Annotated in this window: 16 protein-coding genes; 8 read left to right on the top strand and 8 right to left on the bottom strand. The window is 43.9% G+C overall.

Annotated elements, in window-relative coordinates:
- Positions 1–113: 113 nt before the first annotated feature.
- The 4 genes from SWP_RS15300 to SWP_RS15285 all read right to left on the bottom strand — a co-directional run bounded on the left by SWP_RS15300 (position 114) and on the right by SWP_RS15285 (position 3,366).
- Entirely contained in the window at positions 114–608 is a 495-nt protein-coding gene (locus tag SWP_RS15300) for a hypothetical protein (protein WP_020913464.1), read from the bottom strand.
- Between the two features lie 483 nt (positions 609–1,091).
- Positions 1,092–1,424 carry a DUF3325 domain-containing protein gene (locus SWP_RS15295; protein WP_020913463.1) on the bottom strand — a complete coding sequence of 111 codons (333 nt, stop codon included), beginning with the start codon at positions 1,422–1,424 and terminating at the stop codon, positions 1,092–1,094.
- Positions 1,425–1,429: 5 nt separating this feature from the next.
- Positions 1,430–3,064, bottom strand: coding sequence for a PepSY-associated TM helix domain-containing protein (locus SWP_RS15290; protein ID WP_079891952.1), 1,635 nt, complete (start codon positions 3,062–3,064; stop codon positions 1,430–1,432).
- A gap of 2 nt (positions 3,065–3,066) precedes the next feature.
- Entirely contained in the window at positions 3,067–3,366 is a 300-nt protein-coding gene (locus SWP_RS15285; RefSeq protein WP_228371072.1) for a hypothetical protein, read from the bottom strand.
- A gap of 404 nt (positions 3,367–3,770) precedes the next feature.
- Between SWP_RS15285 and SWP_RS15280 the strand changes: the two genes are divergently transcribed.
- The 3 genes from SWP_RS15280 to hpf all read left to right on the top strand — a co-directional run bounded on the left by SWP_RS15280 (position 3,771) and on the right by hpf (position 11,872).
- A complete protein-coding gene (locus tag SWP_RS15280) occupies positions 3,771–6,707 on the top strand; it encodes a TonB-dependent receptor (RefSeq protein WP_020913460.1) in 2,937 nt (978 codons plus the stop codon).
- A 105-nt stretch (positions 6,708–6,812) separates the two neighbouring features.
- Positions 6,813–11,147: an alpha-1,6-glucosidase domain-containing protein gene (locus SWP_RS15275; RefSeq protein ID WP_020913459.1), complete on the top strand. Its 4,335-nt coding sequence runs from the start codon at positions 6,813–6,815 to the stop codon at positions 11,145–11,147.
- Between the two features lie 368 nt (positions 11,148–11,515).
- Positions 11,516–11,872, top strand: coding sequence for a ribosome hibernation-promoting factor, HPF/YfiA family (hpf, locus tag SWP_RS15270; RefSeq protein ID WP_020913457.1), 357 nt, complete (start codon positions 11,516–11,518; stop codon positions 11,870–11,872).
- A gap of 233 nt (positions 11,873–12,105) precedes the next feature.
- On the opposite strand, the gene SWP_RS15265 is transcribed toward hpf, so the two are convergent.
- The 3 genes from SWP_RS15265 to SWP_RS15255 all read right to left on the bottom strand — a co-directional run bounded on the left by SWP_RS15265 (position 12,106) and on the right by SWP_RS15255 (position 15,573).
- Positions 12,106–14,046 (bottom strand): monovalent cation:proton antiporter-2 (CPA2) family protein, encoded by a 1,941-nt coding sequence (locus tag SWP_RS15265; protein ID WP_020913456.1) that lies wholly within the window; start codon positions 14,044–14,046, stop codon positions 12,106–12,108.
- 2 nt (positions 14,047–14,048) lie between these two features.
- Positions 14,049–14,666 carry an NAD(P)H-dependent oxidoreductase gene (locus SWP_RS15260; protein ID WP_020913455.1) on the bottom strand — a complete coding sequence of 206 codons (618 nt, stop codon included), beginning with the start codon at positions 14,664–14,666 and terminating at the stop codon, positions 14,049–14,051.
- A gap of 727 nt (positions 14,667–15,393) precedes the next feature.
- Positions 15,394–15,573 (bottom strand): carbon storage regulator, encoded by a 180-nt coding sequence (locus SWP_RS15255; protein WP_020913454.1) that lies wholly within the window; start codon positions 15,571–15,573, stop codon positions 15,394–15,396.
- Between the two features lie 378 nt (positions 15,574–15,951).
- Between SWP_RS15255 and SWP_RS15250 the strand changes: the two genes are divergently transcribed.
- Together SWP_RS15250 and SWP_RS15245 are read left to right on the top strand one after the other, a co-directional pair.
- Positions 15,952–17,163, top strand: a complete 1,212-nt coding sequence (locus SWP_RS15250) for an NnrS family protein (RefSeq protein WP_020913453.1) — start codon at positions 15,952–15,954, stop codon at positions 17,161–17,163.
- An 86-nt stretch (positions 17,164–17,249) separates the two neighbouring features.
- The gene (locus tag SWP_RS15245; RefSeq protein ID WP_020913452.1) at positions 17,250–18,641 is read left to right on the top strand and encodes an ammonia-forming cytochrome c nitrite reductase subunit c552; all 1,392 of its coding nucleotides are present in this window, start codon (positions 17,250–17,252) and stop codon (positions 18,639–18,641) included.
- 81 nt (positions 18,642–18,722) lie between these two features.
- Here the strand turns inward: SWP_RS15245 and SWP_RS15240 are convergent, their stop codons facing one another.
- Positions 18,723–19,604 (bottom strand): 1,4-dihydroxy-2-naphthoate polyprenyltransferase, encoded by an 882-nt coding sequence (locus tag SWP_RS15240; RefSeq protein WP_020913451.1) that lies wholly within the window; start codon positions 19,602–19,604, stop codon positions 18,723–18,725.
- Positions 19,605–20,057: 453 nt separating this feature from the next.
- On the opposite strand from SWP_RS15240, the gene SWP_RS15235 reads away from it, so the two are divergent.
- The 3 genes from SWP_RS15235 to SWP_RS15225 all read left to right on the top strand — a co-directional run bounded on the left by SWP_RS15235 (position 20,058) and on the right by SWP_RS15225 (position 22,329).
- Positions 20,058–20,957: an SDR family NAD(P)-dependent oxidoreductase gene (locus SWP_RS15235; protein ID WP_044555978.1), complete on the top strand. Its 900-nt coding sequence runs from the start codon at positions 20,058–20,060 to the stop codon at positions 20,955–20,957.
- A gap of 63 nt (positions 20,958–21,020) precedes the next feature.
- Positions 21,021–21,890, top strand: coding sequence for an acyl-CoA thioesterase II (gene tesB / locus SWP_RS15230; RefSeq protein WP_020913449.1), 870 nt, complete (start codon positions 21,021–21,023; stop codon positions 21,888–21,890).
- 37 nt (positions 21,891–21,927) lie between these two features.
- A complete protein-coding gene (locus tag SWP_RS15225; protein ID WP_020913448.1) occupies positions 21,928–22,329 on the top strand; it encodes a YbaY family lipoprotein in 402 nt (133 codons plus the stop codon).
- The last annotated feature ends 195 nt before the right edge of the window (positions 22,330–22,524 follow it).

Here is a 22,524-nt window from a genome sequence, read left to right as displayed (position 1 = left end):
GATTGGTATAATAGACCGTGCAAACGCAAGATTAATTGCGAAGTGTATAGGTAGTATTTTAGAGAATAAAAAAGCCGCTATAGCGGCTTTCTTTATTGATAGGGGAGATATGCTTAGCTATAGACATTGATAGTTTGGGTTGTTTCAACGTAGGTTTGCATAACAGCCTGCTGTTGTTGCTGTGCTTTGTTGTTAACTACAGCTTCTCGAGCATCATCATTATTAGATAAGTAATAAGCTGATGCTGGCGTTAGGCTACTGTTTCCAGTGGCTACGCCAGCGATATCGGCATAAAGCTGGTACTGTGCCTTAGCTTTTTTGTACTCAACATAATCCTCTACCTTTTCGCCTTCATTAGGCAACTTGGGTTCTACAGGCAAAATCTCTGCTTCATGGGTTGAGGCGACTGTGTTTGTAGCTGAACTGTCTTTTGCTGCCATTGTCATAGCGTTGGCGGAAAGGGTGACGGTATCGGGTTGTGCCGCTTGAGTGAGAGGTGTGCCTGAGCTTGACTGTGTATTTTGTTGAGCGTTTTTTTGCGTACTTATTTCCGCGCTTTGACTCGGAGACTGAGTAACAGTTTGGGTAAGGGGCTGTGATACTTGCATATAACCTCAGTCATCAGAAAATAGTTTAGTAGTCAGTATTTTAAGTGATTGAAACTGAATGTGAACTGAATCAGCTGTAAACAGGTATTTTTACTAGATTTTTGTGAGCTCAGTTTAGGGGCTGTTGACTTTTCACGGTTGTTTTAGCCAAGAAGCGCGACCCTTCGGATTCGTTTCAATGCTTTTATTCTTTAATGACAGCATGCGTTACGAGCTTTTCACCTATCCGGCTAAGCAGCATCGCTCAAGCCTTGTACTAAAATAACTATTTCTTACGGTAAGTAATCGAACAACAACTAAGCTCGAAAGATCGACAACCCTCAGTGTTTACCGCTTAAAGCTAAGGCGTCTGAGAGGGAGGCGTAAGACTGATGCTGGTGGTGGGTATAGTCCCTCGTTAACAAGTATGCCCAGCGAGAATACTTGCTGGGCATGTCAGAACAATCCTAGACCTATAGTGTCAACTTTAAGGACAGTGGCAGCTTATTGTGATGGGGGAATTAAAAGCAGTAACGAACTGATTATTGCACTTAATCCCATAGCATACGGCATAAACTTAGCCCGGTAGCTTAAAGTTATCACCACCAGTAATCCAGCAACGGCTAATAGACCAAAATAGATGATACTGCCGTATGCAAAACCTTGCTGCAACGTGCAGCCCCAATAGGTTAACGCTAGTCCAAACCAACCTGCAGTTGATAAAACTCTACAGCGCTTTTCACTCGGGGCATAGCCTAAGGCTTCTCTATGATGAGAGAACATAGCCAGAGCTAATAGACTAAATGCGATGTAAGTGAATCCTAGTAAGCTCAACATAGCCGTTATGCCTCTTTATTCATTGCAGAACTGCCTAGGGGTAAACCTGTTCTTGGAGCATCATGCTGTCGTTTTGCAGGCTGCTTGTGGCGTTGAGAAAGCTTGCTACGAGCAAATAATAGGCTTAATCCGATTATGCTGCAGATGATGTCAAATCCTGCCAGCGACCACTGTCCTTGACTCATATTGCTTAACAAGTTGCTATCTGAGGTTAAGGCATTGAGCACTGGAATCGCTATTAAGCTCAGTCCTGATAGTGCTAATACAGCGCGCCAAACGGATAATGTGCGCTTAAAGCAAGCGATGACACCAAGCGTTACCAGTACCAAGAAAAAGCTATTGGCTTCCCATTGCGCGCGATTGACCATATCAAGAGGAAGCAGTCTATTGGCATAGAAAAAAGCACTCGCAGCCAGTGGCAAACCGGCGATAAAGGTGAGGTTTAATCCCTCAACTAACCGCAGCCCTAAAGTAGTTTTGTTGCCTTGCTTTAACTGTTTTTGTTGCTTTTGGCGAATTTTATTGGCCCACAATAGCGTGCCGGTGGCAATCATGGCGCAGCCCAAGATCCCTGAGACAAAGAACAATAGCCTCAAAGCGGGAGCAGAAAAACGGCCAGTGTGCAGTGCGATTAAGGTGTCATGGGTGTTTTGGGCACCAGAATCAGGCTCTACGCCGCTATTCATCAATTTGCCATCTACAGCATTAAAAACAATAGCGGTTCTTCTGTCAGTGACCGTTTCACCGGTATCTTTGTATACGTTAACTCTGCTGTTTCGGTCACCAGGATTGTTAATAACCACTTGTCTAATAGGTGTGTCACCAAGTATTTCATGGATTTGCGGCAGCAAAGAGGTTAGTTGCACCGTATCTGCTGTTTCGCCAATCGGTTTAACCTGTACTCGACTTGGTCTTAACTCCTTACTGAACGTTTTAGAGTCACCGTCGTAGGCAGTGATGACGGCCCACGGCATATACATTGCCATAAGAGTCACAAGCCCGGTATAGGTGATCATTAGGTGATAGGGGAGAGCTAGCACCGAGCTAACGTTATGGGCGTCAAGCCACGAGCGACTGCCTTTGTTGCGTCTAAAGCTAAAGAAATCTTTAAAAATGCGCTTGTGAATCACAATACCGCTGATTAAAGCAATCAACATAAACATGGTACAGAAACCGACAATCCAGCGAGCAATTTTGGCTGGCATATAGTGCAGGTCAAAATGCAATCGATAGAAAAAGTTACCGCCCTTTGTTTGGCGAACATCGGTGATAAGTTGCTCTTGATCCTTTTGCACCACATGTTCAATAAATTTACCGCGACGTTGACCCGCTTCCGGTTGCGTTTGCCAGCTATAGCTTAGATAGGGTTTGCGGTCTGTAGGAAAGCTAATACGCCAATCTCGAGCTCCCTCTGCATGTTGAGATAGGTATTGTTGAGCCTTGTCTAATTCAGGCTCGATGAGGCTCGCATCATAACTTTGGATAACATTTTTATGCAGTTCAGGTTTAGTCCAAAGACTAATATCGTGCCGATAGTAGCTCAACGTTCCTGCAAAGAAAATTAATAGCAATACCCAACAGACAAGTAAACCAACCCAAGTGTGCAGCCAAGTCATGCTGCGAAAAAAGTTCTCTTTCATGGTTAGCCTATCAACTTAATCAATAGATAAAAAACGCCACTCAAGCTGAGCAGATCTCGCCATGCTACCAAATGACTTTTTACGCTGAATACCCAGATGATTGCCGCGGTATAGATTGAAAAAGACAACATCATTGCGGTCAATGTGCTTTGAACTGGGGCGAGAGGAATAACAATAGCAAGCAGAGCAGACCCCGTTGCAGCCGTAAGGTAACCCGCAAATATAGCGGCAAGAGCACGAGAGGTGATATTAAACTTTTCAGAATTAAACAAAGGCTTAAAGTTAAAGGTTAGTGAGAACAAAATGAATGACATCCATATGTTAGACGTAAGTATTGAGAGTCTAAATTTATAAACTGGATGGCCATTCTATACTATTGGTCGCTATTGATAACCATTTTTATTCGCGTTTAGATGTAAAAGTTTAAAGCTTGCGATGTATGTCGCAAAAAATGACTGGCCACTAAAATCTATGCAAGAAGGTATTTGGCGTTATTGAATATTTAATTTAATAAAGTCAAAGCTTTAGGTGGTCACCCTCCATGTTGGTTGTTACTTAAATGTTATGAATACGTATGCAGCGTGTTGTGGTTAAAATTCAACCTTGGCTAGTATGGCTGTTAAAAATAAGCCTAATGTCAGCTTAGTCTGAGTCGTATATGTAGACATTGGGTCACTAAAAAAGTCGCAAGGCGAGGGGAAAACCAATGTCACACTTTAAACCCAGTGTTCTAACATTAGCGCTAGCTGCTGCAGGGGTGGGGGGCGCTTTTTTTGTTCAGCCCCTCCAAGCAGCAGAAGATAATAAAACGGAATCTACGGTTGTGGTTGCAGAAGTCAGCAAACCTGCAACTAAGAGTCAAACTGATGCAGATGAACCAGAAATTGAACGCATTGAGGTGACGGGGTATAGCCGCAGTCTTATCGACTCACTTAACCAAAAGCGTTATGGCGATACGGTCTCAGAGCAGTTAAGTAGTGATGATTTAGGCTCGCTCCCCGATGTCTCTATGGCGGACGCCTTGACTCGCCTCCCCGGTATATCAGCAGTACGTACTGGCGGACAAGCTGCAGAAATTAATATACGTGGCATGTCGGGCGGGTTTGTATTTTCAACACTGAACGGCCGTGAGCAGGTCTCAACGAGTGGCAGTCGTAGTATTGAGTTTGACCAATACCCTTCAGAGCTAATTACATCAGCAGCCGTTTACAAATCACCTAAAGCTTCGTTAATTGAAGGCGGCGTTGCAGGTACCGTGGAGCTCGCCACCGCTAGCCCATTGGCAATTGATAAGCAGCATAGTTTTGTTGCTAACGTACGCGGCATGTACAACGACCGCGCCAGCGAGGTTTATGGCGCCGAGGACTATGGGCACCGCCTGAGTTTTTCTTATCAAGGCAAGTATTTTGACGACACCTTAGGTGTTGCTTTAGGGTACGCCCGATTAGAGCAACCCAGTGTAGCAACACAATTTATCGGTTTGGCTTATAACGACCTTAAGGATGTTGATGGGCTGGCTGATGATAGCAATGGCCCAGAAGGCACTGACTCTGCTAAAGAGTACATCAGCGAAGGTTTTGAAGTGCAGCATTTAGGCGGTGTTGAGACCCGAAATGGCTATATGGGCGCAATAGAGTGGGCGCCTAATGATACGTTTACCCTGAAAGCTGACGCTTTTGTTTCACGTTTTGATAGCGAAGCATTTGCTCGAGGCTACCGAGTCAAACTGGGAGGCCCGAACGCGGCGGTAGCTAATCCTGTGCTGGATGGAAATGCTGTCATCGGTGGTAACTTTAACCGCACTTCGCAAAGCTATACTCGCGTTGAAATCGTCAACGATGATAACCAAGATTATGATGAAGTTGACAGCTTTGGCATAAACGGAACCTGGCAGGCTACCGACAGCTTCAGTGTTTCCGCCGACGTCTCTTACTCTGCGGCAAAAAGTGATTTTAGAAATGGTTTGTTGTGGGCTAATGTCGCTGAAGATGCAACATTAGGCACGCCAATTTTCGATGAAAATGTAGCGATTAATTACCAATTAAACGGCTTAGACCTGCCTAACGTTGGCTTTAATCAAGCTGAAGCTTTTTCTGATCTCGATAAGGTGATGGTAAGTAAGTATGGCATCTACCCTTTTGTAAATGAGGATGAAGTTAAAGCCTATCGATTAGATTTTAAATACGAACTAGATAACGATTACATTGCCTCCATTGAGTTTGGCGCCCGCTACTCAGATAGAACTTACTCCAACGATCGTTCTGTATTTGAATACGGCAACGATGGCGCCTTTTCAGCAACTGAGCCGCCATTACGCTTAACTGATGACATGACGACAGTGGTTGATTGGGAGGGAGACTTTAACTATTTCCCGTCATATTTAGCGATTGATTTAGATAAAGCGCTTGCAGCTTGGTTCCCTGAGGGGACGCCACAACCAGTACAAACTTGGGGTAACGCTGATGGAGTTGATGATGCTAAAGGCTATACCAGCAATTACTCATGGTCTGTACTGCAAAGTGGCGAAGTATACGAAAAAATCTTAGCTGCTTATGTGATGGTTAACTTTGACATGGAGCTTGGCGAGCTACCTATTACCGGTAACTTGGGTTTGCGTCGTGTTGATACTGACCAGTCAGCGACCCTGCTAGAGAACGTGAAAGGCGACCCTAGCTTAGGTGCTCAATATATTGTTGATGGTGTTGGTATTGTGAACAATTATTATGCGCCGACCATTAAAGGTATTGAATACACGGATTATCTACCATCACTGAACCTTAATTTTAAGGTGACGAATGACTCTCAAATCCGGTTTGCTGCGGCGAAAGTAATGTCTCGTCCACCGATCAACCGCTTAGCGGGTGATGCTAGTGCCAATGTGAGCGATGACGGCGTGATCAATGGTTCGAGTGAAAACAATCCGTTTCTCAAGCCGTTCTATGCTGATCAATATGATATCTCTTATGAATACTACCTACCAGATGGCGCCATTGTCGCAGCATTGTTCTATAAAGATATCGACTCATTCATTGAAAAGTTAGCCATCGACAATTTTGACTTTGCTGGTAACGGTTTTAACGTGCCTGATAGCATTGAAGATCCGGTTAGTGGTGAGCAGATTGAAACCACAAATGGCATTTACACCACAGCGGTTAACAACAATAAGGGCGGTTATATACGCGGTTTGGAACTGGCATATACCCAAGTCTTTACTGCACTACCTGATGGCTTAAACGGTCTTGGACTGAACTTAAGCTACTCCTACACAGAAAGTGAAGTTGAAACGACCACAACGCTTGGCGGCGATGAGCAAACGCAATCGCTGCCGGGCTTATCAAACAATGTTGCCAGTGCAACACTGTTTTACTCCTATGAAGGCTTTGAAACACGTGTGAGTGCGCGCTATCGAGATGAGTTCGTTTCTGAGCAGGTTGCGATTAACAATCAGGTAGTAAATTTCGCCGCAGAAACCGTAGTGGATTATCAAGCCTCATATCAAGTCAATGACGCAGTAGGCGTGCTATTTCAAGTGAATAACCTCACCGACGAACCCACCAAAAGTTACTTTGGCAATGAAAGCCAAACCGGCACATTGCAGTACTTTGGCCGCGAGTTTTACTTGGGGATGACCTTCACGCTGTAGTGACAGTTGTAAAAAATTCAATCCAGGCAAGTCGTTGCATCAATCAGAAATAAAAAGACGCGGCTTGCTTAAATCAACGATTAAATAATTTAGGAGAAATCACTCATGTCGAGGATCTCTAATAATATCTCTCTTTTAGCGCTGACTATCAGTGCGTTGAGTTTAGCGGGTTGTGGCGGAGATTCGTCAGAACCTGGTAGCGTGTTACTGACTTGTAATGTACCTATGGTGCCGGATGCAGCTGGTACCAGTTGTGTCGCGCCCGAACCAATTAGTTGCCCAGCTCCAACGGTTCCTGATGAAAACAATGAGCAGTGTATTGTTGGCGCAGATCCCACTTTACCCGCGCCTGTTTTTACCCCCGCAGCCAATCAAGCCGTGGTGTATTACAACAATGTGCAAGACGCTGACAACAGCCCAAGTGACCCAACTTATGATGGTTACCGGTTGCACACTTGGAACAACGATACGTGTGACGCTTATGCTGCACCGTTTGATAGCTCCGATTGGGCTAATGGTCATCAGATTGATGGTATCGATCCCAATTACGGTGCCTACTGGATTGTGAATTTGAAAGAGGGTTATAGCGATTGCGGTAACTTCATCATTCATATTGGCACAGAAGGCTCGGGCAAGGCGCTTGGTGATGGCGACCTAAGCATGCCGTTGATGCAAGATGATGAAGCATTTGTGCGAATGAACTTTACCCTGCACGGGGAGCCTTCGGTTTTTGAATATCCAATATTAAGCTTAGGTGTACAACCGTTATCGATAACAGGAATGAGCGCACATTGGCTTGATGCTGACACACTCATTTGGGATCAAGATGATGCCGATATTAGTAGCTTTAAACTGCACTATGCTCAAAAAGCAGATATCAGCGTTGAAGCGGAACCAGACCGGATCCTCAATAGTGAGACTGTGGCCTTAACTGCAATGGAACTTAGCGACGCGCAAAAAGCACTGATCCCGCATATGGCACACTGGAAAGCCTATAGCACCAATTTAACAGCTGATGAAGCCAAAGCGATTGTCAAAGCGCAGTTGGTTGTCGCTGCCCATAATGGTGATGACGTGCCTGTGGCTGCGACCTATGTGCAGGCAGCGAAGGTGCTAGATGCACTTTACACGGCAGGAGAAAGCGATGCCGATGAAGCTAAACTAGGGCTCGACTATAGCGATGGCAGTGTAACCACTTCGGTATGGGCGCCAACGGCTCAAGCGTTAAAACTCAATATCTACAATGCAGATAAGAGCTTAAATCGTAGCGAAGAGATGAGTTTTGATGCGATGACGGGGATCTGGTCATTCAAAGGCGATATGAGTCTAGATAGACTATTTTACCGCTTTGAAGTAACGGTGTATCACCCTCTAACTAAACAACTAGAGACCGTTGAAGCAACTGACCCATATTCGCTTAATGTGTCAACGAATGGACGTTACAGCCAATTTGTTAATCTAAGCGATGATGACTTAAAGCCTGAAGGTTGGGACGATCATAGCGTAGCGACTATTAACAACCCTGAAGATGCGGTGATCTACGAAGGCCATGTACGTGACTTTAGTATTCGTGATGAAAGTACCTCTAAAGCTAACCGGGGTAAGTATTTAGCTTTTACTGAAGAGGGGACAGCGCCGGTTGAGCACCTTAAAAAGCTGGTGGCGAATGGTTTAACTCACTTCCACATGCTACCTGTAACTGACATTGCCAGTATTAACGAAGACAGTGCAGAGCGCATAGAGTTAACTGATACCTTGGGGATGTTGTGTGAAAAAATTGATAATGCAGCGGATGCCTGCAGCACTCAAGATATGGCTGCGACCATTGAGACTGTATTAGCAGACAGCCTACCAGGTTCAGCTGACGCACAGGCGATTGTTGAAGCTATGCGTGGCCTAGATGGCTTTAACTGGGGTTACGATCCACATCACTTTATCGCACCAGAAGGAAGTTACGCCAGCTCTAGCGAAGGCACTGCCCGAGTATTAGAGCTCAGAGCGATGAACAAAGCGCTGCATGACATGGGGCTAAGAGTGGTGCTTGATGTGGTTTATAACCATACCAGCTCATCGGGTCTTTGGGACAACTCTGTGCTCGACAAGCTCGTGCCGGGTTATTACCACCGTTATAACGAAGAGTCTGGTGTTATTGAACGTTCAACTTGCTGTGAAAACACCGCGACCGAACACCGTATGATGGATAAATTTGTTAGTGACTCTATGGTGATTTTAGCTAAAGAGTACGGCTTTGACAGTTTTAGATTTGACGTGATGGGGCACATGCCTAAGCAGAGTATTCTCGATGCTCGCACAGCTGTGCAAGCGGTCGATGCTGATAACTACTTCTATGGTGAGGGGTGGAACTTCGGTGAAGTCGCTGATAACCGTTTGTTTGAGCAAGCCACACAAGCCAATATGGCGGGCAGTGAAGTGGGCACCTTTAACGACCGCATTCGTGAGAGTGTTCGCGGCGGTAACCTGTTTAAAGTTGAAGCATCAGATGATGCGCTGCGTGATCAAGATACCTTACGTCTGTCGATGGCCGGTAATCTCAAGAACTATATCCTCAAGGATTTTAACGGTAATTCGGCTAAAGGCAGCAGCTTTAGCTGGAATAGCCAACCAACGGCTTACACTCTAGATCCTGCCGACAGTATTAACTATGTCTCTAAACATGATAACGAAACACTGTGGGATAACCTGCAATATAAAAATCCTATTGGGATGAGCTTAGACGAGCGTGTGCGGGTGCAAAATATCGCCGCGACATTGCCGTTACTCAGTCAAGGGATCCCATTCCTACAAATGGGTGGAGACCTACTAAGATCGAAATCGATGGACAGAAACAGTTATGATTCAGGAGACTGGTTTAACTGGGTTGATTTCACTAAAAATAGCCATAACTGGAACGTTGGTTTACCTCGGAAACAGGATAATGAAGCTAAGTGGCAGGAGATAGCTGGGATTTCGGCCAATCCAAATGCGGCAGCATCAATGTCTGAAATTGAGATGGCTTCTAATGTCTTTAACGAGTTCCTAAGCATTCGCAGTCAGAGCCCGTTATTTAGACTGACAACAGAAGCTGAGATCATAGAGCGTGTTGGTTTTCATAACGTCGGTAAGCGTCAAACTCAAGGCGTGATTGTGATGAGTGTTGATGATGGCGCAGACTTAGCCGATTTAGACCCCGCCGTCGATGCGCTGGTTGTGATGGTAAACGCAAGTGCTAATGAAGTCAGTCATACTATACCTACTGCGGCGGGGTTTGAGCTCCACCCAACATTAACGTCGTCGGTTGACTCTACAGTGACTGGGGCAAGTTTTAGCGCCGGAGAGGGCGAAGGTAGCTTTACTGTCCCCGCTTATACCAGTGCCGTTTTTGTTAAGTTGCAGGGAGATGCTCAAGGTTCGGGTTTAGCAGCCAATGCAACCGTTGGCGCACCAGATGTTGTACCTTTTGGTAGCACCGAAGTCTTTGTTCGTGGTGGTATGAACGATTGGGGTGAAACTGATAAATTAACTTATGTTGGCGGCGGTGAATATCGAATTGCGATAACTCTTGCTGCAGGCGATTATGAGTTTAAAGTTGCCTCAGCTGATTGGAGCAGTGTTGATTTTGGTGGACTCTCAGCAGAGGTAGCTCAAGTTGAAGAGGGGATCGATGAGCCATTAACTCTCGCTGGTGCAAACTTACATTTTACCGCGGCCATCGATGCGACTTATGTCTTCTCGTTCAATGCCGCTGATAAAGAGACACCGATCCTTAAGGTCTACAACGAAGAGCCTTTTGTTGGTACAGAAGTGTTTATTCGAGGTGGCATGAATAGTTGGGGCACCGACGATACGTTAACCTACATGGGCGGCGGTATTTATCGTGCTGATATTTCATTAGCTGCAGGTAACCATGAGTTTAAGGTGGCATCAGATGATTGGTCGACAGTGGATTATGGTTCTGGAGAATCAGACGCAGCAGTTTCCATTGAGGTCGCTGAGTTGCTGGCTGTTAGCGGCGCCAACATGACCTTTGAAGCTGAGGAAGCAACGACCTATGCGTTTATATTCGACGCATCAAATCGAGATGAGATCACCTTAACGGTGTATAAAGCTGAAATGTTTGCTGGTCATACTGTTTACATTCGTGGTGGCATGAATGGCTGGGGTGAGGTTGATGCTTTTAGTTATCAGGGCATGTCTAGCTACACCGTCGATATCGCGCTAGAGGCGGGTGATAATGAATTTAAAATTGCTACCGGTGATTGGTCTACGGTTGATTTAGGCGCTGCCGCTGAGCAGGAAAATGTCTCACTTGATGTTGGACAAGTTTTAGCCTCAAAAGGCGCTAATATGCATCTGAATATCACCGAAGCTGGCACGTATAAATTTACCGTTACAGGGCCCGATCCAAAGGCGCCAATGTTTAGTGTCAGTAAAGTCAATTAGTGCTAAGTGTTTGATGTGATAAAAAGCACTCATTTATTTTAAATTTATTTGTCAAAAGCGTGATAAAAACCCAGCTAAAACTGGGTTTTTTGTCTAAATTAGTAGGAGGCAATTTTGATTAAGAGAGTGTAGTTTATTTCTCATTAGTCAGTAATTGTTCAATTCGCATATGTTTTAACCATAGTAAAATGACAAATTTATTAAAAACTGAAAATATTATTTTTTTGACTTTACTGATAGGCTCTGGGCTTCAGCGATTAGTGACAATTTTTAAGCAATTATTTGCGTAAATTTTTATTAATAAAGCTTGTAATTTGGCGCGCTAACCCCAAATGTATTAGAAGAAGTCATTGTAAAAAGGAAAACCTATGAAAATAAATCTTTCTGGTCACCACGTTGATGTAACTGATGTTGTTAGGCAGCATGTCCAAGAGAAGTTTTCGAAGATAGAGAGTCATTTTCCAACCCTGATCGCACTTGATATTATCATTGCTAAAGAGCATGGCGAATTTCAGGTTGAAATTAGAACCAATTATGAGGGAAGTCGAATTTCATCGTCAGATACAGATCCAGTCATGTACCCAGCGATAACCAGCGCAGCTAAAAAACTCGATGCGGCACTAAAGCATCGTAAAGGCCAACTAAAGGCTGATCTTCATTCAAAGCCAGTGGTTACTACTCCAGAAATTGCCCATGAAAAAGTTCAAGAGATGAACTTAAGCTAATAGAGCCGTTTTTAATAAGATCGCCCCGTGCTAATGAGTTAGCCCGGGGCTTTTTTATGCTTATACCAATTGTATTAAGTATTTGCCCAGTTCAGAGCCCCTCACGAAGTGCGAGGTTCAAAACGCTGTATGTTTCGCTATGGGAATGGGTAAAACTATTAGCTCAAATCCCACTACTTGCCTACAGTGTTTTTAATTTCCGCTGAATGGTCAAACTTCTAATTCAATTGGTATTAGTTTTCGACTTCATCAGACTCAGATTGAGAAAATACAGTATGGTTATCTTTTGGTGGTGGTGTCCAGCCACGCTCCATTTTTGAAAAGCTACGATAACGCTCATCTTTCATTGCTGCACTAAGAGTCTCCTCCAACTGAATAAACATATCTCGGTAATGTACTAAGTGTTTATCATCTTCTGCGAACATCTTCCAAGATTCATAGAGTGTATCTTTATGGGTCATTTCAGTTTCAAAAAAGATAGCTCGTTGTTGCTCTGCTTTAAAGGGGTGTACCCCTAGTTTTGTTAGCGCATGTTTACCTAATTGCAATGCCGAATGGAAGGTCTCACTGACCATAAAATCAGCCCCTGCTTTACGCAGGCGGTATAGGTTGCTCCTATCAAAGGCTCTAGCAAGCACAATGACATTAGGATAAGTATGCTTGATATATTCAGTTAGCTCGACAGCTCTATCTGGGTTATCGATAGCGATGACTAGCATTTTGGCTTCAGCAATCCCTGCCGTGTGTAATAAATCCGGCTGTGTTGCATCGCCATAGTAGCTTTTAGTGTTAATTTTCCTCAGATTTTCAACTTGCTGGGCTTCATGATCGAGTACTACTGTTTTAAAACCATTGGTAACAAGCAGTCGGTTGACAACCTGACCGAAGCGACCAACACCTGCGATGATCACAGTGCCCTTCTCATCGATAGTATCTGGATCTCGGGTGTTTTCGGACTGTTCATAACGCGGTAAAATCACTTTATCGTAGAAGATGAAAAGTCCGGGAGTGAGGAACATGGATATCGCAACGACAAGCGATAACATTTGTGCCAAATCAACTGGAATGACGTGGTTTTGCACGGTGTAGCTCAATAGTACAAAACCAAATTCGCCGGCTTGAGCCAGACTTAAAGCAAACAGCCATCGGTCGCTATTCTTGATTTTGAAAATCATCGCCAGCACGAGTAACACGAGTGCCTTAATTAACATCACTGCTAATGTTATCGCCATTACCGGTCCGATATTGCTGGCGAGCACTGTAAAATCAATTCCCGCACCCACAGTAATAAAAAATAGGCCCAATAGTAGCCCTTTAAAGGGTTCTATTACCGACTCCAATTCATGCCTAAACTCACTGTTAGCCAGCACGACCCCCGCTAAGAAAGTGCCTAAAGCGGGCGACAGCCCCACTAGGCTCATTAGCGCGGCAATTCCTATGACTAACATTAGCGCCGTCGCGGTAAAAATTTCACGTAAATTTGAGCTGGCAACATAGCGAAATAGTGGCCGGCTTAGGTAGTTTCCGCCTACGACAACAGAAGCAATGGCCAGTAGCACCACAATGCCGTAAGCCCAGCCTGGTAGCCCTGCAACTAAAGACATCTCTTCATGGTGCTCAGCAGCTGATGCTGCGGCAGATTGCGCCTTCTCGATCAGCTCTGGCAATGCAAGTAATGGGATAAACGCCAACATAGGAATAACGGCGATATCTTGAAATAGCAGTACCGAAAAGGCGTTTTTTCCGCCTTCAGTTTTAGTTAGGTTCTTTTCGTTAAAGGTCTGCAGTACGATGGCGGTGGAGGATAATGAGAAGATCATCCCTACGGTAAGTGCTACGGTCCAAGTCAAACCAAATGTTAGCGCAATTCCCATCACCACAAATGTTGATAGGGCAACTTGCAGTCCACCTAGCCCCATTAGTTTATGGCGCATATCCCATAACATACGTGGCTCAAGCTCTAGACCAACGAGGAATAGCATCATCACCACACCAAACTCTGCAAAGTGTTGCAAGGTGTTGGTTTCACTGCCTACAAGACCGGCAATAGGGCCAATGACAACACCTGCGATGAGGTAGCCTAATACCGAGCCTAAACCTAATCGTTTAGCGAGAGGGACGGCAATAACGGCTGCTGATAGATAGATAAAAGCTTGGATAAAGTAAGCGGTCATTATCAGTCCTTTATTAGCGTGGATAGGTTTTCGTTGAGTTTCGGTAATGTACTGGCTTGTGCTATATCTAACGTGTCATTAGCTAGCGCTGTTAATACCTTTTGCCAATCTTCGATATGAGATTGCAAACGATTCTCTTCAAAGGCACTGCGGGCACAAAATAGCGCAAAAGGCGCTAGATAGGTCATACCGGTAAGGCAAGCTGTTTGCTCTAATGGAGATAACAACTCTCTTAAAGTGAAACTGTTATAACCGTCGTGTTGATAAGCGGATTCACTGCCGCCAGCGCTGATAGCGCATAAGAAGGTTTTTCCTTTTAAGGCATTACCATCAGCGCCATAGGCAAAGTTGTATTCGAGTACAAGATCTTGCCACTCTTTAAGAATCGCTGGTGTTGAGTACCAATACAGCGGGAACATAAATACAATGACATCATGTTCAATCAGACGTCGTTGTTCCTTATCTATGTTGATCCTAAATGTTGGATATTCAGCGTAAAGGTCAACGGTGGTTACATTCTCATGATGTTGAGTCGCTTTAAAGAGCGGCTTGTTGATCTCTGAGCGTTCTTGAGAGGGGTGCGCATAGAGAACCAGGATTTTTCTTATTGCTTCAACCATTGTTAGTCCATTTAAGTCATCCTAACTATTTGTTATCTAATCTAGCACATCGAACTAGAAGCAATAACAATCTTCGCAGATAAACTAGGGGCAGTTGATCTCTCATGGTTGTTTTTGGTGTAGCTTGTTGGCTATTCTAACAAGGTAGATGCAATGGGATTTAGTCATTGTCTACAAATAACCTCAACGCAGCTTTCATTTTGCTAGCTAAGCATCATTGCTCAAGCCTTGCCTTAACAGCATGGAATTCGAACAAAACTAAGCTCGAAAGATCTACAGACCTTAGAAATTCGTTATCCCTATCCCACTTGAAAATGCTTGTTTCAGAGGTGTTGTGCTAGTTCAATGCTAGGCGCGTTAACGTGGACATGGTTATTCCCTTTTAAGTTGCCGCAACAACGAAGTGGGCTTGCACAACCCCTTCTTCGATGGGTGTTTCTTATATAAAAAGCTTGGGCTTTACTCTGTGTTATTGATTTTACCAAAGGAGCGACCATTAGCCGCAATCAATGCCTCGCCTACATGGCCTAGTATGTTCCTGACATGCTCAAGGCATTCCCTCCATCCCTGGAGGTCAGATGTAGGTGCTTAGGTTCAACATGGAGCAATGAACCTGTGACTAAAGCCCATTAAACTCCCACTGAATCCTGCATTTTCAGGTCGGATGGGTGTAAATACACTTCGTATACTCTGGCGCACGATTATTTAAGTACTCTTTAGAGTCTTGTCAATTTCGCTCTGCATCGAGTGCTTCTGCACGCACTATATCAATCGATTTATCGGCTTTTACGCCGATGCGATTATCCTTAAAAATGTTGATTTCGATTTCACCTAACGAGTTGCCATGTTCATCGTAGATATTACTTAAAATTATCGCACTATTTACGGAGCGGGTGAGAATTAACATAATACATCCTTGTATATGAACTGCTGCTTCTAGTCTAGACTAATATATAAACCGTCGAGCTGTAATTTAGAGACTTATTTAGCTATTTCCTCTGCAACATTTAACAGATATTAGTGATTTTGCTAATGAAAACTGCAGATTATAGTTTAATCGATTAGCTGTTTTTTTTGTGAGTTAATCTTTTAACTGTCTTTCGAAAGAGCGATAACTCGATGTTTTATACCTACAAAGGAATAATTAAATCAGACAGATAACTACATAGTTCACAGAAGTCAGAAACAACTTCAATATCATTTGTTATCGAAAATATTGCTCGATACACTAGTGATACTATTTAAAGGTACATTAAAAATACCTGTTAAAGATTAAGGCTTAACAATGCTAAATATTGATGATCCAGCGGCAACAGAGAAAATTCCAGCTTTGTTTCGATTAGGCTTTAGGCCGTTTTTTCTTGGCGGTGCATCGGTAGCGATGTTATTTGTACCGCTTTGGTTGGTGACTTGGTTCTATCCTGATTACAGCCTTTTTCAAACGGACTTTTGGGTAAAAGTGGTACCGCTATGGTGGCACCCCCATGAGATGCTTTTTGGTTTTGCATTAGCAATAGTATGCGGTTTTTTACTCACATCAGTGCAAACATGGACCAACCAACCTGGCATGAAAGGTTGGGCATTGGCGCTGACGTTTGGCTGCTGGCTACTGGCCAGAATAATGTTATTGCTGCCAGTTTCAATTCCGTTATGGTTGCCAGCGATATTTGATTCTCTGTTTATTGGACTAACAGCTATCAAGCTGTGGCGCTGTATCTACAAGGTTAAGCAGTGGCACAATATCGGCTTTCCTATTATGTTGTTTGCGGCATTATCGATAAACTTACTTAGTTATTACGCATTAAGTAGCAGAGATTTCTCCCTTAGCCTACAAATTTGGCAAGCGATGATCTGGTGGTTAGGTTTACTCATCACTATTGTTGGTGGTCGTGTTATTCCATTTTTCACCGCGATAAGGATCAAGCAAACGAAACCAACTCCAATCGCTCTGTTAGAAAAAAGCTTGATTGTGGTAATGATAGCTTTAGTCATTCAAGCAATGACTAAAGTGCTGCCTCAGGACATTGAGCAGGGGTTATTAATGCTTGCTGGTGTGTTGCATCTTGGGCGTTGGTTGCGTTGGTTCCCCCATAAAACGTTAAAAGAGCCTATGCTTTGGTCACTGCATATCGCTTATTTATTCTTGCCAATTACCCTGTTCGCACTTGCTGCCAATATCGATGACTCTATGGCTTACCGCCATTTAATACACCTGTTTGCAATAGGCACTTTGGCTGGAATTTGTTTGTCGATGATTTCCAGAGTATCCCTAGGTCATACAAGTAGAAATATCTATGAAGGTCCTAGGATGGCAGTTGCCTTTTTATGTATACCTATCGCAGCAGTGCTCAGGTCCTTAATGCCGATTATCGCACCCGATTATTATCAATTATGGCTGTGGTTAGCCGGAGCATTTTGGTCGTTAGCTTTTGCGATGTTTGTTTTTAATTATGCTTCAATATTGTCCAAGCCGCGCATCGATGGCCGACCAGGATAGTGCTGTTAATCCGAATTCAACTATGTTGTTTAGATGAAAAATAGAAAATATTAGTCAGGAAAGTCGAGAATTAGATGAGCGTAAAAATGCTAGTAAATGTCGTTAAAACAGTAGGGTTAGTGTCACTTCTTTGCACGGCCTGTTTGACCCAAGCGTCAGAGCCAAGTGCTGCAGCCAAAGAGCAAGCGGCCCGTGATGTGAGCTTAAAACAGAAATTCCCCGTTCAATATAAGAGCTGGCTGGAAACTTCGGAGCAGACCGAGCGTGAAGATATGTTGGCAAGTTATCCTGCTGCCATTATTTTGTGGGCTGGATCTTCTTTTGCAAAAGAGTACAACAGTCCTAGAGGCCATCATTTTGCGGTAGCTGATGTCACTCATACTCTACGCACAGGCGTGCCACCTAAAGCTGGAGATAAAGGTTTGTCAGCCAGCTGCTGGACGTGTAAAACACCTGATGCTCCGCGGTTAATGAATGAGTTGGGGATTGAAGGCTTTTCAGCGAAGAACTTCACGGAAGTGGGTAAAGAGGTCAATAGTGTCGTTTACTGCACGGATTGCCATGTAGATGGTAAGGCTGAGCTAGCATTGCCGCGACCACATGCTCAGGATGCGATGGCTAAAGTACATCTTCCTTTTGATAAGCAGAATAACAACATGAAGGGTGCACAGGTTTGTGGCCAATGTCATGTCACTTATTACTTTCAACCAGAGCGTAGCAATAAAGTTAATATCCCATGGATCTTTGGCAATAATGTCGATGATATTGAAAAGTACTATGATACCCGTCGTTTCTATGAATGGATCCATCCTATATCTCAAACACCTATCTTAAAGGCACGTCATCCAGAGTTTGAGCATTGGAGTCGAAGTAAACATGCTGAGGCCGGTGTTACCTGTATTACTTGTCATATGCCAGAAACTACCGATGAGCAGGGCAATAGCTTTACTAGCCATAAGGTAAGTAAAGCACTGAACCACTTTGATGAGGTATGCCAAAGCTGTCACAAGAGTGAGAAGAAAATCATTAGTGCACTCGATAAAAACAAAGCAACGATCGACGCTAAAGCACGTAAGGTTGAAGGGTTATTAGTTAAGGCACACTATGAAGCAGCCGCTGCTTGGGATGCTGGAGCGACATGGCCTGTAATGAATGATGCCATTATGGCTATTCGTCACTCTCAATGGCGCTGGGACTTTGCGATGGCCTCACATGGTTTGTATGCTCATAATCCTGAAGAAGGTAATGCGCTATTGGATATGGCTTTAAGGCAAGTAAAATATGCCCGTACATCTCTCGATGAAATTTTGAAAAAGTTTGATGTGAAGAGTGTTAACTATCCAGATATCAGTAGTAAAGCCTCTGCCCACGCAGCCGTTGGAATTGAGCTTGAAAAGCTAACTGAAGCGAAGAAGAAGTTTATTAAAGAAGATGTCGATAAAAACTGGTCTGAAGTGACCAAATACGGATACGAGTAACTCAGGTATCGTAAGTGAAATAAAAAAAGCCAGCTTAAGTCTTCACTTAGCTGGCTTTTTTGTGCGTAATAAAACCAAGTGCTAACTAAGCAAATTAATGATCAGTCCGATGCTAAATAGGGCACTGAAGATCATCGTAAGCTTTGCTGTACGTCCAAGTAAAGGATTAAGCGCTGCGCCTGTCACCTCGTTAAAGTCTCTACACAAAGTGCGGGCTAAGATGAAAGCTAACCCGGTGAGTAGTACTGGCATACCAGGCAGTACACCCATTAAAAAGCCAGCGATTATGATCGCAAAAGGCAGATAGAGAAAGCTTTGATAAAAAATACGCGCTTGCGCTAAACCAAGGCGTACTGCCAAAGTCTTTTTACCTGCCTTAATGTCAGTCTCCATATCTCGGGTGTTATTGACCAGCATGATGGCTGCATTTAAGAAGCCAATGGCAGAACCGAGCAACCAAGCACTGCTGCTAGTTTCAGCAGCTTGTAGAAAGTAGCTGCCAACGACAGCAACCAGTCCGAAAAATACGAATGCAGCGACTTCGCCTAAACCATGGGAGGCGAGAGGATAGGGACCGCCGCTATAACCTAAAGCACCTAATATTGCCGCTACTGCAAGAAATGCTATTGGCCAGCCACCATGAGCGATTAAGAACGAGCCCACAATCAATGCAAGTATTAGACATAAAGCCATGGCATTACGTACTGCATTTGGCGATAACATCCCACTCTGAGTGACTCTAACTGGACCTAAGCGTTCATCTGTATCTACACCGCTTTTATAATCAAAATAGTCATTGGCTAAGTTAACTGCGACCTGCAATAGTACAGCGCAAAGCATCGATGTTATCGCGATAAACCAACTAAACTGCTCTAGCTGTAACGCTAGAACATTGCCGACCAAAAGAGGTCCTATCGCCGCAGGTAAAGTACGAGGGCGTATTGCTAATATCCAAGGATTCATTATTTACTTTTACTTTACAAAGAGATACATCGACTGATTGCAATGTAACAAAAGGAGGTATATCACATATGATAGCAAGATTAGCGGCATCTAAAAAGTGGATTTTCTGTCACCCATTACGTCGAAGTTAACATTATTGTCAACTTAAGGCTCTGGTCTGCTTAGCCATTTGAAATTTTAGATCTAGCGCACACTTGTGTCCTAGTATTGTATGCAATATTGAGCAACGTGCTTAAATGTATTTGTTCAGAATTCGCTTCTAAATACTATAAGCTGTTGTTTGTGTTACAGGGAAGTGGCCTACATCCAAACCACTTGTAACTACAAATCTTAATAAATGGAAAGTGATTACGAGCCTCATAGAGAGCTCGTATCTTCGCAGCACTGCAAACCTAGTGTATTGAAGCCGCTTGAGTGTGTAACCAAAATTTTAGATGTTTGAGGGCTAAGGACATGCGTTTTGAAGAGCAAGTTGCCATTGTTACTGGCGCCGCAGCGGGTTTAGGACGAGCTTATGCGATCGCTTTAGCAGAGCGCGGTGCGAAGGTGGTCATTATAGATAGTGAGCCACTCTCAAGCAAAGACTCGGGACTACGAAGTTGTGCCAAAGCTATCACTACCCTAGGTGGAGATGTACAAGTTTTTTGCCTCGATATCAGTGATTCCGCCGCTGTTAACGCTATGGTTGATGACGTGATATCAACCTGGGGAAAAGTAGACATACTCATCAACAATGCTGGAATTCACCGTTCATGTCCATTTGAACAGTTAAGTGAGTCGGCTTGGAAGCGTCAATTTGATGTAGATGTAAACGGTAGCTTTAACATGACCAAAGCAGTTTGGCCATCTATGAAGCGCGGTGGTTACGGCCGTATCATTATGACCTGTGCCAGTTCAATTTTTGGTGATGTCTATGAAACGAGTTTTAGTGCCAGTAAGATGGCCTTGATAGGGCTAGTGAATAGTCTTCATCTAGAGGGGCAAGAGTTCGATATCGCGGTTAATACTATTACACCTCACGCTGTCACTCAAATGACGGCCGAACACTTAGCACCGACCGTTAGACCTCTATTTTCAAAGACAACCGCGCTATCGGCAGTGCTTTATTTATGCAGTGCAAAATGCCCATCAGGTAAACACCTATTCGCAGCTGCCGGTAGCATCAGTGAGGCAGGCATCATTGAATTTTCAGCCAGCCGCTTTACCGCTGAAGAGTGCACTCCTGAGATTATTCATAGCCGTTGGGGAGATATCCATCGAGCGAAGCCTTATCGCAGTCGGTCATCGGGCGAAGCGCAGGTGCTTGCTTGGGCTAAAGCTTCTGCTGAACAACGAGATATTGAGTTAGAGTAACACTAGCGAGGCGAGGGGAACTTGAGTTAAGCTAGCACGAATAGTCACAACTTTTAGGTTCCGATGAGTCAGGTATTAGACGATCTTCTCGCGCTACTTTCCTTAGAGCAAATAGAGGAAGGGTTATTTAGAGGCCAAAGCCAAGATCTAGGTTTTGGTCATGTGTTTGGCGGTCAGGTTATGGGGCAAGCATTAAGCGCCGCCAAGCAGACCGTTTCTCCTGATCGCAAGGTGCACTCTTTACACTCTTACTTCTTACGTGCCGGTGACGAAAAGTTACCGATTGTCTATGACGTTGAAATAATGCGTGATGGCGGCAGTTTTAGCGCTCGCCGAGTCAAAGCTATCCAGAAAGGTCGACCTATATTTTATATGACCTGTTCTTTTCAAGTATTTGAAGAAGGTTATGATCATCAAGCTAAAATGCCTGAGGTTGAAGGTCCTGAGGGGTTGCTTAATCAGCAAGAGTTGGCGATGACATTACAAGATAAAGTGCCTGCCAAAATGCTAGAAAAATTCATGGCAGATACCCCAATTGAGATGCGTTTGGTTGACCCATGTAATCCAATGGCACCTAAAGCTACAGAGCCTGTACGCCATGTTTGGATAAGAGCAAACGGTAAAGTACCTGAGAACTTCTGTGTGCATGACTATCTGCTTGCTTATGCATCAGACTTTAACTTTTTGGTGACTGCTGCTCAGCCTCATGGTGTGTCCTTTTTAACGCCAGGTATGCGGATGGCAACAATCGATCATGCGATGTGGTTTCACCGACCATTCGATTTAAGTCAATGGCTGCTTTATAGTATTGAAAGCCCAAACGCGAGTGGTGGACGTGGCTTTGTTACTGGAAAGTTTTTCAATCAGCAGGGGCAGTTAGTTGCATCAGCAACCCAAGAAGGCCTTATTCGTATGACCGATAAAAATAGATAATTACAGAAGTGTTGAATTTGATATTCAGGAAGAGATAATGATTACTGCATTAAAGAAGTGGGCTGTTTTATTGTGTTTAATTGCATTGACAGGCTGTGTAACGGTTAAAGATGTGCCACCAGTCATGGTCAATGGCGCAGCGGGTTACCTGGAGAAAATAGCGCTACCGCAGGGGAGCTCTATTACAATAGCAATTATAGATTTTGATACACCTGGCTCCATAATTGCGCAAAAAAGTTTTGATATTGTCAGAGCACCCGTGCCTTTTAAGTTTCTGCTACCAGCAGAAACCATTGATAGTTCTATTAACTACGGTGTAGTCGCGATGATCAATTATAAAGGGCAGGTTATTTTCCAAACCTATGATCGCTTCCCTGTCATCAACAATGACAAGTTCACGACCGAAGTGCTAATGAAGGCAGTGCCTGCACCGAGGTAAATCGATAATTTAATCGAGGAGCTGCGGCTCCTTTTTTATTGCCTTTCTTTTAATAGTTAGCGGCTGTAGATCTTTTGAGCTTAGTTTTTGTTCGATTATTTACCGTAAGGAATAATGATTTTAGTACAAGGCTTAGCTGGCTAAGCGAAAAGCTGGTAACGCATTCTAGTCATAAAGGAATAAAAGCATTGAAAC

This window comes from Shewanella piezotolerans WP3, assembly GCF_000014885.1.
Taxonomy (GTDB): Bacteria; Pseudomonadota; Gammaproteobacteria; order Enterobacterales; family Shewanellaceae; genus Shewanella; species Shewanella piezotolerans.
This window is presented reverse-complemented; position numbering and strand designations above follow the sequence as displayed.

Excerpts from the sequence above, each read along its gene's own strand:
- SWP_RS15300 (WP_020913464.1), bottom strand. The coding sequence starts at position 608 with ATGCAAGTATCACAGCCCCTTACCCAAACTGTTACTCAGTCTCCGAGT.
- SWP_RS15295 (WP_020913463.1), bottom strand. The coding sequence starts at position 1,424 with ATGTTGAGCTTACTAGGATTCACTTACATCGCATTTAGTCTATTAGCT.
- SWP_RS15290 (WP_079891952.1), bottom strand. The coding sequence starts at position 3,064 with ATGAAAGAGAACTTTTTTCGCAGCATGACTTGGCTGCACACTTGGGTT.
- SWP_RS15280 (WP_020913460.1), top strand. The coding sequence starts at position 3,771 with ATGTCACACTTTAAACCCAGTGTTCTAACATTAGCGCTAGCTGCTGCA.
- SWP_RS15275 (WP_020913459.1), top strand. The coding sequence starts at position 6,813 with ATGTCGAGGATCTCTAATAATATCTCTCTTTTAGCGCTGACTATCAGT.
- hpf (WP_020913457.1), top strand. The coding sequence starts at position 11,516 with ATGAAAATAAATCTTTCTGGTCACCACGTTGATGTAACTGATGTTGTT.
- SWP_RS15265 (WP_020913456.1), bottom strand. The coding sequence starts at position 14,046 with ATGACCGCTTACTTTATCCAAGCTTTTATCTATCTATCAGCAGCCGTT.
- SWP_RS15260 (WP_020913455.1), bottom strand. The coding sequence starts at position 14,666 with ATGGTTGAAGCAATAAGAAAAATCCTGGTTCTCTATGCGCACCCCTCT.
- SWP_RS15255 (WP_020913454.1), bottom strand. The coding sequence starts at position 15,573 with ATGTTAATTCTCACCCGCTCCGTAAATAGTGCGATAATTTTAAGTAAT.
- SWP_RS15250 (WP_020913453.1), top strand. The coding sequence starts at position 15,952 with ATGCTAAATATTGATGATCCAGCGGCAACAGAGAAAATTCCAGCTTTG.
- SWP_RS15245 (WP_020913452.1), top strand. The coding sequence starts at position 17,250 with ATGCTAGTAAATGTCGTTAAAACAGTAGGGTTAGTGTCACTTCTTTGC.
- SWP_RS15240 (WP_020913451.1), bottom strand. The coding sequence starts at position 19,604 with ATGAATCCTTGGATATTAGCAATACGCCCTCGTACTTTACCTGCGGCG.
- SWP_RS15235 (WP_044555978.1), top strand. The coding sequence starts at position 20,058 with ATGCGTTTTGAAGAGCAAGTTGCCATTGTTACTGGCGCCGCAGCGGGT.
- tesB (WP_020913449.1), top strand. The coding sequence starts at position 21,021 with ATGAGTCAGGTATTAGACGATCTTCTCGCGCTACTTTCCTTAGAGCAA.
- SWP_RS15225 (WP_020913448.1), top strand. The coding sequence starts at position 21,928 with ATGATTACTGCATTAAAGAAGTGGGCTGTTTTATTGTGTTTAATTGCA.